The organism is Paraburkholderia sp. PAMB 6770, from assembly GCF_057748135.1.
Map to the genome: position 1 here is coordinate 2,089,614 of NZ_CM173239.1, position 13,635 is coordinate 2,103,248.

Consider the following 13,635-nt stretch of genomic DNA (forward strand, 5'->3'; position numbering starts at 1 on the left):
TGTGCGCCACGTGCGTCATGTGCGCCACGCGAGTCGCATGCCGCGCGTGCGCGCGTAGCGCACCGTTCCCGCACTTCGCGGCGGCGGGCGCGCCGCACGCTTCGCCCGTCAACGGGCGGACGCGGCTTTCGCCTGCGCCCAGCGGTCGAGCACCGCGCAGCCGATCAGCAGCGCGCCGGTGAAGAAGAACACGTCGCGCATGCCGGCATGCACGCCGATCGCGCCGCCGACGAGCGGACCGATCACCTGCCCGGCGTACTGCGCGGACTGCAGGTAGCCGAGCATCTTGCCTGATTCGCGTTCGTGCACTGCATGACGCACGAGCTTCGTGATCGACGGCAGCAGGCCGGCCAGCGTCATTCCCATCAGTCCGCGCAGCGCGGCAAGCTGCCACCAGTGCGTGACGAACGCCTGCGGAATCATCACGAGCCCGGTCGCGAGCAGACAGCCGACGATCACGTTCCACCCGCCGATACGATCCGCCAGCGCGCCGAGCCGCGCAGCCATCAGCATGCTGCCGAACGCGGAGCAGGCCATCACCACGCCCGCCACCGTCGCGAGCCGGTCGTGCGCGACGCCCAGCTGGCCGATATAGACGGTGATGATCGGTTCGATCGACATGTTCGACAGCAGCACCATCATCCCGGTGACCAGCAGCGCCGCGAGCACCGTGGGGTTGCGCATCGTATGCGCGCCCGGGCGCGCGGCCTGCGCTTTCGGTTCGGGCCGCGCGCTGAAATCCTCGCGCACCAGCAGGATCGTCAGCACCGCCGCGACGCCGATCATCGCCCCCGCCGCGAAAAACGCGCCGCGAATTCCGATCAGCCCCGGCAGCACGCCGCCGATCAGCGGCCCGACGAGATTGCCGGCGAGCACGCCGGTCGACAATACGCCGAGCGCCCAGCCCGACCGCTCGGGCGGCGCCTGGGTGCCGATCATCACGATCGATGCCGACGCATAGCCGCCGATCAGCCCCGCGGCAAACCGCAGCGCCACCAGTTCGTACACGTTGTGCGCGAGTCCGATCGTCGACATGACGACGGCCATCCCGAGCGCGGCGCGCACGAGCATCGGCTTGCGGCCGTAGCGATCGGCCAGTTGTCCCCAGAGCGGCGCGGTCAGCGCAGTGCCGAGGAAGGTCACGCCAAACGCGATGCCCGACCATTGCACGACCGCCGCCGTCGAGGTCACGCCGAGTTGCTGCACGTAGAGCGGCAGAAACGGCAGCAGCATGCTGAGGCTCACCAGCGTGGTGAACGAGCCGAACACGCAGATGGCGAGATTGCGGCGCCAGTACGGCGCATTGCGTGCGGCATAGGTCGGCGCTCCGGCGCGCGACAGGCCGGATTCGGTGAGAGCGTGGGTCGCGTTGTCCATGGCAGTCCCAGGGATCCCGTGGCGCCGGCCGCGAGCGAGTTGCCGCGGCGCGGGCGAGACCGTCGCCTGGCACGAACGGTCATTGGCGACCATTCTAGAAGGCTCATCCGCGCACCAGGTTGACGCGCGGGAACAACTGACTTTCCGTGGACGTCCTGCGCGGACGTCCTGCGCGCCCATCCCGCGAGGAACGGTTACGCGGCAGCCATCAGCGCACCCGCGTCGGCGCGCGCGATCTCGACGAACGCATGCAGCGCACTCGACACGTATGCATCGCGCCGGCGAATGAACTGCGTGCTCACGCGTGCGTGTTCCGGCGCGAGCGTATGGATCGCGACGCTGTCCTGCGCCGCCGCATTCGACACGACGCCGCGCGGCAACAGCGTCACGCCGATGCCCGCGGCGACGCACGCGATGATCGCGTCGAGCGAGCCGAACTCCAGCGGCGTCGCGGTGAGCACGCCCGATGCGGCCAGCCACGCATCGAGCCGCTGCCGATACGAGCACCCGAGGCGGAACACGATCGTCTTCAGCGGATTGAGCGCGCGCAACGCAGCGAGCTCGCGCACCGTGCGTGGCGTGACGAGCACCAGCTCTTCCTGGAAAATCGTTTCCGCGTGGAGGTCGGGATGATCGACGGGGCCCGCAACGAATGCGCCGTCGAGACGGCATTCGACGATATCTGCCGTCAGGCTCGCGCTCGTGCCGGTCGTCAGCGACAGCTGCACCTGCGGATACGTGCGCGCAAAACGGCTCAGCACTGGCGCAAGCCGCAGCGCCGCAGTGGTTTCGAGCGTGCCGAGCGCGAGCGGGCCGGCCGGCGGCCCTTCGTCGAGCGCGGCGCGCCGCGCGTCGCCGACGAGCCGCGCGATACGCGCCGCGTAAGGCAACATCCGCTCGCCCGCCGCCGTCAGGCTCACGCCGCGCACATGACGCTGAAACAGCGCGACGCCGATCTCGCGCTCCAGCGCGCGGATGCGGGCGGTGACGTTCGACTGCACCGTATGCAGTTCCGCCGCCGCGCGATTCATGCTCCCATGACGGGCGACGGCCTCGAAGACCTTGAGGTCTGCAACATCCATGGTAGGCACCTCGACGAGATCGGTCACGCGCGCGGCCCCCCGTCCGGGGATGCCGGCTGCCGGCCCGCGCGACGCGCTTTCATCGACATGCTGTCAGGGTCGTCGCGTCACCGCGTCACCGCATCGGCGATGCGGCAGCGGCGCCCATCGTACACCAAAGCACACCCGGCCCGAGACGCGTCATGCGGCGCGTTCATCGGCCGGCGCGCGCGAACGTCACGCCGCGATATCGTCCAGCGAAAACGGCGCGGCCGACTCCATCCAGTCGTACGCATCGTGCTGATGCGCCCATGCCCAGTTGCGCGGCGCGCCATCGCGGCGTGCGCGCCACTCCGCGTTGCCATGCGCCGCCTGCGCGGCGACGCTCGCCGCTTCGACCGCGCGGCATTCGAAAACGTCGTGTTTCATCGTGTGTCCTTCGAGGGTCCGGTTGACGATCCGCATCACTCGCACGGCACGGCTTGCGCGCCGCGCGCCGCGGCGAGCAGCGCCGCAAAACGCTCCAGCGCGGCCACCGTGCTGTGCACCGAGTGGTATTCCTGCTGGCCGATGCGCGCATCGAGCACCACCGTCATGCCGGATTCGCGCGCGAGTTCGAGAATGTTCATCTCATGCCTCCTGCTGACCATCAGATGCGTTCATCATCGCGCCCGGGCGCGCGAACATCAACGCCGCCCCGACGACATCACTTTTATCGAATCGCGAACAATCGGGCACCGTCGCAAACGGGCGCGCCCCTTCGCGCGCCGCGCAATCATGCCGACGCGTGCAGCCGCGCGATGCTCTCGCGCATTTCCCGTTCCAGTTGCGCGACCAGTTCGGCGGCCGGCAACGCGCGCGCGAGCGCGACGGCCTGGCCGGCCCATTGCGCACCGAAACCGGACTCGCCCCGCGCTTTCGCCGCGCCGTGCAGCGCCTTGCCGGCGTCGTAGGCGATCGGGTAGTCGGGCGGCGGCGGCGCGGCGGCGGCATCGCCGAGTTGCGTGAAGCGGTTGACGAGGCCCCGCGCGGGCCGACCGGAGATCGCGGACGTAAGCGTCGTGTGACGAGCGGACGTGCCGAGCAGTGCACGGCGGTAAGCGTCGTCGATCGCCGTTTCCGGGCACGCGACGAACGCCGTGCCCAGTTGCGCGGCCTGCGCGCCGAGCGCCAGCGCGGCGACGATGCCCGCGCCGTCCATGATGCCGCCCGCGGCGATCACCGGCAGGTCGAACTCGCGCACGAGCACGCGCGTGAGCGCGAAGGTGCCGAGCCCCTCGTCGAACGCGTCCGGATCGAACATCCCGCGATGACCGCCCGCTTCGATACCCTGCGCGACGAGCGCATCGACGCCCGCGGCCGCCGCCTGCGCGGCCTCTTCGACGCTTGTCGCGCTCGCCAGCAGCCGGATGCCCGCCTGCCTGAGGGCCGCGATCGTCGCAGCGGGCGGCAGGCCGAAATGGAAGCTGACGACCGCCGGCCGCTCTTCGATGAACACCTGCAACATCGCGGCATCGACGACGAAGCTCGTATAGATCTCGTGGAGCGCGGCCGGCGGCGTCGCACCATATTGGTCGAAGGACGGCGCAAGCCAGCGCAGCCACTGCTGCTCGCGCGCCGGATCGGGCTGGGCCGGCCGGTGGCAGAACACGTTGACGTTGAACGGCTTGCCGGTCAGCGCGCGAGTCTGCCGGATCGTCTCGCGCGCGGCGTCCGCGCGCATCGCGCCGACGCCGAGCGAGCCGAGTCCGCCCGCATTCGACACGGCGGCGGCAAGCGCCGGCGTGCTGACACCGGCCATCGGCGCCTGAATGACCGGCTGGTCGATCCCGAGCAGACGCAGGAGCGCCCCGCTTGCTGTCTGTTGGCTCATCTCTGTTTCTCCCGACTCACATGAAAGGGTGGACTGCCGCGCGCAACGGCCTCGTTCGACCGGTCTGCGTGTCGCTGCGCGAGCAGCGTGCCGTGCAAGGCATCATACGCATGGCTGCTATGCCCTGCCTGCGCGATCAGATACGTGCCGACCGTCGCGATTCGCCGCGTCCGCACGACCGCGGGCACGCGCTGCCGCACGAGCACCGAGCGCGGACACAGCGCAACGCACGTGCCGGCCGCGACGCTCGCCACGACCGCAGGATACGACGCGCATTCGCGCACGTCCCGGTCCTGCCCTGACCGCCCGGCCGGATGCGCGAGTGTGCCCAGCCAGCGTTCGAGCACGTCGCGATAGGTGCAGCCGCGCGCGAATACGGCGAGCGTCGTGCACCGCACATCCTGCGCGCGGCGCACCGGCGGATGATCCAGCGGCACCAGCAGCAGCAGGTCCTCTTCGAATGCGAGTGTCGCCGCGAGTCCGTCCGCGATGCCCTCGTCGCGCGTGCGCGGATTCGTCCGCGTGCGGGCGACAAAGGCACAGTCGAGCCGCGCCGCGGCGACGTCTTCGACGAGCGCCTGCGATGTGCCGATGCGCATGTCCAGTCCGACACCCGGCCAGCGCGTGTGATAGGCCGCCAGCAGCGCCGGCAGGCGCGCGGCCGCTGCGCTTTCGATCGTGCCGATGCGCAGCATGCCGGCCGGCGCGGACGCGCCGATCGCATGGCGCGCGTCGCCGGCGAGCGTGCGCAACGGGGACGGCGTAACGACGTTCATCGGATTCCCGCACGGATGGCTGGCGGCAAAGCCGGTTGCCGACGGCCGGCCGGTGGTTCCGGCACGGGCGTCGCGCGTTGCCTGTCGTCAATGTACGGGGACGGAGTGCCGCTGCCAACACCCCGGCGCGCAAGGCAGTCTTTCCACCGGGTTATCAATCGGCCGCGTCGCGGCACGGCCCGCCGCGGCTAGTGCGGCAGCAGCATCGCGAGTGCGGCCACGCCCATCACGGCGGTCGCGATCCAGCCCAGCGCGACCACCGGACGGCTCGCGGTAAAGCGCCCCATGACGGCATGCCGCGACGCCAGCACGATGACGACGGCCATCAACGGCACGGCGACCACGCCATTGATGACCGCGCTCCAGAACAGCGCTTTCATCGGGCTGACCGGCGAATACTGCAGCGCCAGTCCGGCCAGCACGCTGACCGCGATGATGCCGTAGAAGCCGCGCGCGTCGGTGACGCGGCGCTCCAGGCCCTCGTTCCAGCCCATCGCCTCGGCAAGCGCATAGGCGCCTGAGCCGGCCAGCACCGGCACGCCGATCAGGCCGACGCCGAAAATCCCCGCCGCGAACAGCAGATACGCGAAGTCGCCCGCGAGCGGCCGCAGCGCGCCGGCGGCCCGCGCGGCGGTGTCGATGTCCGTGATGCCGGCCGCGTGCAGCGTCACCGCGGTGGCCAGGATGATGAACCACGCGGTGAGATCCGAGTACAGCATGCCGCTCCACGTATCCCAGCGAATCCGGCGCAGCTCCGCGCGCGCGGCGCGCGGATCGCGCACGAGCGGCGCACTGCCGGGATGCACGTGCATGTCCTCGACTTCCTCGGACGCTTGCCAGAAGAACAGATACGGACTGATCGTCGTGCCGAACACGCCGAGCACCACCGCCGCCGCCGACGCGTCCGGCGTAAAACGCGGCCAGAACGTGCGCAACGCCACCTCCCCCCAGGGCACCCGCACGACGAACACGACGCCCGCATACGCGAGTAGCGACAGCGTCAGCCACTTCAGGAAGAACACGTAGCGGTGATACGGCACGAACACCTGCAACAGCAGCGTCACCCCGACGAAGACCGCGGTCATCAGATGGCGGTCGAGCCCGCTCACGAGTTGCGCGACCTCGCCCATCGCGGCGACGTCGGCGGCAATGTTCAGCGTGTTGGCGACCAGCAGCAGCGCCACCACCGCATACAGGACGGCCGGCGAAAAGGCCTGCTTGATGTTCGCGGCGAGCCCTCTTCCGGTGACGCGGCCGAGGTCCGCGCACATCGATTGAATCGCCGCCATCAGCGGAAACGCAAGCGGCATCGTCCACAGCATGCCGAGACCGTACTGCGCGCCCGCCTGCGAATACGTCGCGATGCCGCTCGGGTCGTCGTCCGCTACGCCGGTGATGAGTCCCGGCCCGATCCATGCGAGCGGGTGCGTCTTCAGGCGCGCGAGCCGCGCGCGCAACACGCCGTGCCGGCGGGTGTCGTCAACGCGCATCGGTGTGCCTCGCTCGGGAAAATAAGGGCGCTGGATCGACGGCGCCCGGGCGCCTTCGGTATTGAACCGGGTACGCGGCGGCGCGCGTTGATCCATGTCAAGCCGCGTGCATCGCCGGATCGCGAGGCTGCCGGTCTGCGAGGAGGACGACGCGCGACCGCGCGTCGGCGCGCGCGCATCACGAGCCGGTCTGATCGCGCCAGTGGTAAGCCGGCTGCCAGCCGAGCAGACGCTTGAGCTTCGCATTGCTCAGCAGCGTCTCGAACTCGCCGAGCGGCTTCCTGAGCGGGACGTCCGGGTAGAAGCGCTTCAGCAGTTCGGCGCTCGGCAGGTCCGACGAGACGTCGTCCGCGGCGACGTTCATCACCTGGAAGCCGAGGCCGTCCTTTTCGATGCCGAGCCGGCAGGCTGCCGCCAGGTCGCGGCCATCGATGTAGCTCCACGCAATGCGCTTGCGCAGCGACGGATCGGCGTTCCACGCGGCAAATTTCCGGTAATCGTCCGGTTCGAGCACGTTGCCGATGCGCAGACAGTAGATGTCGGCGCCGGTGCGGCGGTGGAACGCCTTGGCCGTCACCTCGTTGATCACCTTGGACATCGCGTAGCTGTCCATCGGGTCGACCGGATAGTCTTCGTCGAGCGGAAAATACAGCGGATCGCGATGGCGATGCGCAAACACCGTACCGTAGGTCGTCTCGCTCGACGCGAGGATGACCTTGCGGATGCCGAGCTTCGATGCGGCATCGAGCACGTTGTACGTGCCCATCACGTTGACGCGAAATACTTCGTTGTCCGTTGTAATGAAGATGCGCGGGATCGCGGCAAAATGCACGACCGCATCGATCGGCCGGGGTTCGAGATCGTCGTCGAATTCATGCATCTTGACGCTCGCGGCCAGCGCGTTGAACACCTGTCCGGCATCGGTCAGCTCGGTGAGCAGGGTCCGGGCGGTCGCCTTTTTCATCGGCACCCGGTCGACGTTCAGCACCTCGTACCCATGCGCCACCAGATCTTCGACGACCCACTTCCCAGCCAGTCCGCTACCGCCGGTTACGACCACTCGCTTCGTCATGTGTCTCGCTCCTCGATTTCAGGTTCAGCCCGCCCATCGAGCCGACTGCGCCATGCTAAACCAATCCGCGCGGCGGGGTTGGCGCGCGGGTGGGGGTCGGCAGCGGCGGCAGCGGCAGCGGCGGCAGTCTCGCTATCGCGCCCGCGCGCGCCGGCATGACGAGGCGTTCGGGCATCCGGAAGCCGCGCAGCTTCAACCGGGTCGGCGGGCCGGCGCCCGCCTGCACGCGCCGCACGTAGCAGCCCCCCACCCTGCCAATCCAGCAAGCACGGCTAGGCACAACGGCACGCGATCCCCGACAATCGGCAACGACGCTGCCTCCTCGCACCATCCCGACCATGCCCACGCACGCCGACGCCACGACCGCCTACACGCAACGCTTCGACGCGATCCTCGCCCACATTGCCGCGAACCTGGACGGCGATTTGTCCGTCGAGGCGCTCAGCCGCATCGCGCATTTTTCGAAGTTCCATTTTCACCGGCAGTTCGCGGCGTATGTGGGCGTCCCCGTTGCGCGCTACGTGCAGTTGATCCGTCTGCGCCGCGCCGCCCACCGGCTCGCATCCGGCGCGGCCGGCACGGTACTCGACGTTGCGCTGGAAGCGGGCTTCGACAGCCCCGAGGCGTTCAGCCGCGCATTCCGGCGCGCGTTCGGCATGGCGCCGGGCGCATTCCGCCGGCACCCGAACTGGCATGTCTGGGGTGCCACCTTCGTTGTTCCCTACCTTTCGAGGAAACTGTCCATGCAGGTCAACATCGTCCAATTTTCCGCGACCCGGGTCGCCGCGCTCGAACATCGCGGGTCGATCGGGCTCATCAACGAAAGCGTGCGCCGGTTCATCGAGTGGCGCACGCAGAGCGGGCAATCCCCGTTGGCGTCGTGCCGGACCTTCGGCATTCCGCGCAACAACCCGGACACGACGCCCGCAGACGCCTTCCGCTTCGACCTCTGCGCGGAGACCCATGAACCGGTCGCAGCGAATGCATGGGGCGTACGCGAGTTCGTGATTCCGGGTGGCCGCTGCGCGCGGGTTCGACATGTCGGCTCGACCGACCACATCGGCGAGACGATCTATCCGATCTACCGCGACTGGCTGCCCGCGAGCGGCGAGGAACCGCGCGACCATCCGCTGTTTTTTCACTATGTGAGCATCGGCCCGGACACGCCTCAGCACCAGTGGCAAACCGACATCTACATCCCGCTCGCATGACCCGCACAGGGCGCGGCGCCAGCACGCGCGGCGCGTGAGGCGCGTGAGGTGCGTGAGGTGCGTGCCGCACGCTCGGGCATGGCCGGCGCGCACGGCACCGCATGAAGCGGCGCGCTCATCCTTGCAGAAACGCGAAGTCGCAGCCCTCGTCCGCCTGTAGGATCTCGCGCTCGTAGAGCTTCGCGTAGCCGCGCTTCGCGGCCGGCGCCGCGCGCGGCGGTAACGCGGCGCGGCGCCGCGCGAGTTCGTCGTCCGGCACGAGCAGTTCCAGCGCGCGCCGCGCGACGCTCAGACGGATCCGGTCGCCGCTGTGCACCAGCGCAAGCGGGCCGCCCGACGCGGCATCCGGCGTGATGTGCAGCACGATCGTCCCATACGCGGTACCGCTCATCCGCGCGTCGGACAGCCGCACCATGTCCTTGACGCCGGCCCTCGCGAGCTTGCTGGGAATCGGCAGATAGCCGGCCTCGGGCATCGCCGCGTCGCTCGTCGGGCCCGCGTTGCGCAGCACGAGGAAGTCGTCCGCGCGCACATCGAGCGCGTCGCTGTCGATCCGGCTCGCGAGATCTTCCAGCGAGTCGAACACGACCGCTCGCCCTTCCTGTTCGAACAGCGCGGGATCGGCCGCCGAGCGCTTGAGGATCGCGCCGCGCGGCGCGAGGTTGCCGAACAGCGCGACGAGCCCGCCCGTCTCGCGCACCGGCTCGGCCGCGCGCCGCACGACCGCGTGGTCGACCCAGCTTACCTCGTGAAGCCGTTCGCCGAGCGTTTCGCCGGTCACGGTACGGCAATCGAGATGCAGCAGCGGACGGAGTTCGCGCAGGATCGCGGGCACGCCGCCCGCCGCATACAGGTCTTCCATGTAGTGCTCGCCGGTCGGCTTCAGGTTCACCAGCACCGGCGTCGTCTCGCTGAGCGCGTTCAGCCGGTGCAGATCGACCTTGATGCCGAGGCGCCCGGCAATCGCCGTCAGGTGGATCACCGCATTGGTCGAGCCGCCGATCGCGAGCAGCACGCGCAGCGCGTTCTCGACCGACTGCCCGGTGATGATCTCGCTCGGGCGGATCGGCCTGTGGATCAGATCGAACGCGACGCGCCCCGTATGCTCCGCGATGCGCAGCCGGTCCGCATCCACGGCGGGGCACGCGGCGCTGTTCGCCGGCATCATGCCGAGCGTCTCGGCGATGATCGCCATCGTGCTCGCGGTGCCCATCACCGCGCAGGTGCCCGCGGTGGACGCAAGACGCCGCTCGACCTGGTCGATCTCCTGCGCGCCGATTTCGGCCGCGCGAAACTTCGCCCAGAAGCGCCGGCAGTCCGTGCATGCGCCCAGCCGCTCGCCGCGATGGCGGCTCGTCGACATCGGCCCGGCGACCAGTTGGACCGCCGGGAGGTCGGCCGACGCCGCGCCCATCAGTTGCGCGGGCACCGTCTTGTCGCAGCCGCCGAGCAGCACGACCGAGTCCATCGGCTGCGCGCGCGTCATCTCCTCGACGTCCATCGACATCAGGTTGCGGAATTTGAGGCTGGTCGGCGCGACGAACGTCTCGCCGAGCGAGATCGTCGGAAACTCGATCGGCAGGCCGCCGGCCGCGAGCACCCCGCGCTTGACCGCGTCGATCAGTTCGGGGAAATGCCGGTGGCAATTGTTGAAGCCGCTCGCCGAATGCGCGATGCCGACAATCGGCCGGTCCAGCATCTCGCGGCTATAGCCCATCGAACTCGCAAACGTGCGCCGCAGATAGACGCTGAATTCACGGTCTCCGTACTGCGTCAGCCCCTTCGCAAAACCTGCCGGCGGCTCGTTGCCGTTGCGCTCGCTGCTGTTCCGATCGCTCATGATGATGCCCGCTGTCCCCGTGCGTCATGCACCCCGTCCCCCGCGACGCGCCGCGCGCGCGTGTTCGCCGCCCACGCGCGCGAGCGCCTTCGCGCCCGATTCCATCGCTACCGCCCCGCCATTATGGACGTATCGAGCGAATCCGGCGGCGAACCCGGCGGCGCCGGCCGGGCGCGGGCAGCCTCATGCGGCGGCCGGGATCATGGCGGGCGCGAGCTGGGTATGCAGGTACGCTTCGAACTGATCCCTCACCTCGGGATGACGCAGCGCAAACTCCACGGTCGCCTTCAGGTACCCCAGCTTGCTGCCGCAGTCGAAGCGCGTGCCCACGTAGCGATACGCGAGCACCTGTTGTTGCGCGAGCAACGACTGCAGCGCGTCGGTCAGTTGCAGCTCGCCGAGCGCGCCCGCCTCCAGCGAGCGGATATGTTCGAAGATCGTCGGCGTCAGCACGTAGCGGCCGACCACTCCGAGGTTCGACGGCGCGACTTCCGGCGCCGGCTTCTCGACGATGCCCGACAGCTTGAACACGTCCTCCTCCCATTCGCGCCCGTCGATCACGCCGTAGGCACCCGTGTCTTCGCGCGCAATCGCCTCGACGCCGACCACCGAACTCTGATAGTGATTGAACACGTCGACGAGCTGCTTCATCACCGGTGTCTGGCTGTACAGCAGGTCGTCCGCGAGAATCACCGCAAACGGCTCGTCGCCGACCAGCTTTTCTGCGCACAGCACCGCGTGGCCAAGGCCGAGCGCTTCGGCCTGACGCACGTAGAAGCAGTTCACGTGGCTCGGCTTGATGCTGCGCACGACTTCGAGCAGCTTGTCCTTGCGGCGCGCCTCGAGTTCGGCCTCGATTTCGTACGACTTGTCGAAATGATCCTCGATCGCGCGCTTGCTGCGCCCGGTCACGAAGATCATCTCCGTCATGCCGGCCGCGATCGCCTCTTCGACCGCGTACTGGATCAGCGGCTTGTCGACGATCGGCAGCATTTCCTTCGGGCTCGCCTTGGTCGCCGGTAAAAACCGCGTTCCGAGGCCCGCGACGGGAAATACCGCTTTGGTCACTTTCAGCATGATGTCCATTCCCCCAGTTCGATTGTTCAATGACGGCATGGCGACGCGCGCCATGCCGGCGTCCCCGAATGGTCTATAAAGCAGTTTTTATATGGACGAGGTAGGAATTTCCGCGTGCTCTTTTTCGATCATGCTGAAAAAGAACGCCTCCGGTGCGGGTACGGCCGACCGGCCGGACAAGGCCCGCTTCGCGCTGCGACAGGCAGCCCTTGCAACACATGGGCAACACGATACGCACCGCAATAGCCGCGCTGCACCGGAGCATTTGCGCCGGGCCGCGCGATCGGGAACCGTATGACTTCGGAGTCTACTCGATGTCGTCCATCGGCGGCAACTTGCCCGAGCGCGCGCGAAAGCGCCGCACAGGCTCGTCGCGCAATGCTTCACGGTAGGCGGAAACGGCCACGAGCACCAGCAGCACGGCAATTCCCGCAAGAACATGCAGATTCATCGGCATCCCCCTTGAGGAACGGCACACCCGATGAAAGTAGCATTGCAAATTCGACAAATAAATCACTCTGTACGGCATGCCGATTTATTTACCAACTTTACATTTATCTTTCTATTTTCCATTTCGGCGGGCGAATAATTTTTGAAAATATTCTGTTTAATTTACCGGCTTCCCTGCCGGTAGGATCGCGGATATCCGCACGATCCCGCGACCACACGATGAGCGACTCCGCCCTCGACACCCTGCTGCCCGCTTCGCCCCCCGCGCAGGCCGCCACGCACGCAGCCGCCGTCACGAACGAACATCTGCTCGACGCGATGCGAGGCGGCGCGGCCCTGCTCGTCGCCTATTTTCATTGCCGCCAGGTGACGTGGATCGGCATGGAGGCGTTTCACCGCCTCGGCCGCAGCCTCGCGGACCCGTCCACGCTCGTGGCATGGCTCACGCTGCCCGTCGCGTGGGGCTCCGCGGGCGTGTCGGTTTTCTTCGTGATCAGCGGCTACTGCATTCATCGCAACGGCGCGATACGCCTCGCGGCCAATCCGCACTACCGGCTCGCTGCGCGGCCATTCTGGCTGCGGCGCTTCGTGCGCATCTATCCGGTGCTGCTCGCGGCGCTGCTGCTCACGCTCGCGCTCGACACCGCGAGCCTCGCGCTGCCCCCGGTCAGCCACAAGATTCTCGCGCTCGGGCCGCACGCGTTCTGGGTGAACCTGCTGTCGCTCCAGGGTATCGCCGGCAAGACGTATGGATCGAATGGCGCGCTCTGGACGCTGTCGATCGAAGTCCAGTTCTATGTGCTTTATCCGCTGCTGTTCGCATTGCGCCGCCGCTTCGGGCTGAACGCGACGCTCGTCGGCGTCGCGCTTGTCAATCTCGTGTCGGCGTTCACGCTGCAGCGGCACGACCTGGTGTTCTTCACGTCGTACTGGTTCTCGTGGATGCTCGGCGCGTGGATCGCGGAGCTTCGCGCGCGCCGTACGCCGCCGCGCCTGCGTTATGGCAATGCCGCCGCGGCGGCGCTCGCGCTCGGCGGGTGCGCCGCGTTTCACTTCGGCCAGTACGGTGCGTTCCAGCTCTGGGCGGCCGCATTCGCCTGCTGGCTCGTCAACGCGCTCGCGCGTCCGCCCTCCGCGCCCGGCCTCTTGCAGCGCACGTTCGCGCGGCTCGGCGCATTCAGCTACTCGCTCTACCTGATTCATCTGCCCATTTTTGTGCTGCTGTCGTCGCTGCTGTTTCGCTCGGCGCTGCAGACGTCGATCTGGCCGTCGCTTGCATTCACGGCGGGCGTGCTGCCTGTCGCGATGCTCTTTTACTGGCTCATCGAGCGGCCCGCGCAGCGGATGTCGCAGCGGCTTGGACGGCCAGCCGCGCGGTAACGGCGCACCACGCGCGGCACATGACCGG

Annotated in this window: 14 protein-coding genes; 3 read left to right on the forward strand and 11 right to left on the reverse strand. The window is 68.3% G+C overall.

Annotated features, from left to right (window positions below):
- Positions 1–108: 108 nt before the first annotated feature.
- From AC3AP7_RS26690 to AC3AP7_RS26725, 8 genes are all read right to left on the reverse strand, one after another.
- Positions 109–1,377, reverse strand: coding sequence for an MFS transporter (locus tag AC3AP7_RS26690; protein WP_487363300.1), 1,269 nt, complete (start codon positions 1,375–1,377; stop codon positions 109–111).
- Between the two features lie 194 nt (positions 1,378–1,571).
- Positions 1,572–2,459, reverse strand: a complete 888-nt coding sequence (locus tag AC3AP7_RS26695; RefSeq protein WP_487363301.1) for a LysR family transcriptional regulator — start codon at positions 2,457–2,459, stop codon at positions 1,572–1,574.
- A gap of 216 nt (positions 2,460–2,675) precedes the next feature.
- Positions 2,676–2,867, reverse strand: a complete 192-nt coding sequence (locus AC3AP7_RS26700; RefSeq protein WP_487363302.1) for a hypothetical protein — start codon at positions 2,865–2,867, stop codon at positions 2,676–2,678.
- Between the two features lie 35 nt (positions 2,868–2,902).
- The gene (locus tag AC3AP7_RS26705) at positions 2,903–3,067 is read right to left on the reverse strand and encodes a hypothetical protein (RefSeq protein WP_487363303.1); all 165 of its coding nucleotides are present in this window, start codon (positions 3,065–3,067) and stop codon (positions 2,903–2,905) included.
- A 146-nt stretch (positions 3,068–3,213) separates the two neighbouring features.
- On the reverse strand, positions 3,214–4,311 hold the full coding sequence (locus tag AC3AP7_RS26710) for an NAD(P)H-dependent flavin oxidoreductase (protein WP_487363304.1): 1,098 nt from the start codon (positions 4,309–4,311) through the stop codon (positions 3,214–3,216).
- Entirely contained in the window at positions 4,308–5,087 is a 780-nt protein-coding gene (locus AC3AP7_RS26715; protein ID WP_487363305.1) for a LysR substrate-binding domain-containing protein, read from the reverse strand. The genes AC3AP7_RS26710 and AC3AP7_RS26715 overlap by 4 nt, the downstream gene beginning before the upstream one ends.
- 188 nt (positions 5,088–5,275) lie before the next feature.
- A complete protein-coding gene (locus tag AC3AP7_RS26720) occupies positions 5,276–6,577 on the reverse strand; it encodes an NRAMP family divalent metal transporter (protein WP_487363306.1) in 1,302 nt (433 codons plus the stop codon).
- A 178-nt stretch (positions 6,578–6,755) separates the two neighbouring features.
- Positions 6,756–7,649 (reverse strand): NAD-dependent epimerase/dehydratase family protein, encoded by an 894-nt coding sequence (locus tag AC3AP7_RS26725; RefSeq protein WP_487363307.1) that lies wholly within the window; start codon positions 7,647–7,649, stop codon positions 6,756–6,758.
- 338 nt (positions 7,650–7,987) lie between these two features.
- On the opposite strand from AC3AP7_RS26725, the gene AC3AP7_RS26730 reads away from it, so the two are divergent.
- The gene (locus AC3AP7_RS26730; RefSeq protein ID WP_487363308.1) at positions 7,988–8,860 is read left to right on the forward strand and encodes an AraC family transcriptional regulator; all 873 of its coding nucleotides are present in this window, start codon (positions 7,988–7,990) and stop codon (positions 8,858–8,860) included.
- Positions 8,861–8,975: 115 nt separating this feature from the next.
- Here the strand turns inward: AC3AP7_RS26730 and AC3AP7_RS26735 are convergent, their stop codons facing one another.
- Positions 8,976–10,700, reverse strand: coding sequence for a dihydroxy-acid dehydratase (locus AC3AP7_RS26735; protein WP_487363309.1), 1,725 nt, complete (start codon positions 10,698–10,700; stop codon positions 8,976–8,978).
- A gap of 183 nt (positions 10,701–10,883) precedes the next feature.
- Positions 10,884–11,777: a UTP--glucose-1-phosphate uridylyltransferase GalU gene (galU, locus tag AC3AP7_RS26740; RefSeq protein ID WP_487363310.1), complete on the reverse strand. Its 894-nt coding sequence runs from the start codon at positions 11,775–11,777 to the stop codon at positions 10,884–10,886.
- 91 nt (positions 11,778–11,868) lie between these two features.
- On the opposite strand from galU, the gene AC3AP7_RS26745 reads away from it, so the two are divergent.
- Positions 11,869–12,075, forward strand: a complete 207-nt coding sequence (locus tag AC3AP7_RS26745) for a hypothetical protein (protein ID WP_487363311.1) — start codon at positions 11,869–11,871, stop codon at positions 12,073–12,075.
- A gap of 9 nt (positions 12,076–12,084) precedes the next feature.
- Here AC3AP7_RS26745 and AC3AP7_RS26750 read toward each other — a convergent pair whose 3' ends face one another.
- Positions 12,085–12,228, reverse strand: coding sequence for a hypothetical protein (locus AC3AP7_RS26750; protein WP_487363312.1), 144 nt, complete (start codon positions 12,226–12,228; stop codon positions 12,085–12,087).
- Between the two features lie 218 nt (positions 12,229–12,446).
- On the opposite strand from AC3AP7_RS26750, the gene AC3AP7_RS26755 reads away from it, so the two are divergent.
- Positions 12,447–13,607 carry an acyltransferase family protein gene (locus AC3AP7_RS26755; RefSeq protein ID WP_487363313.1) on the forward strand — a complete coding sequence of 387 codons (1,161 nt, stop codon included), beginning with the start codon at positions 12,447–12,449 and terminating at the stop codon, positions 13,605–13,607.
- Positions 13,608–13,635: the final 28 nt, after the last annotated feature.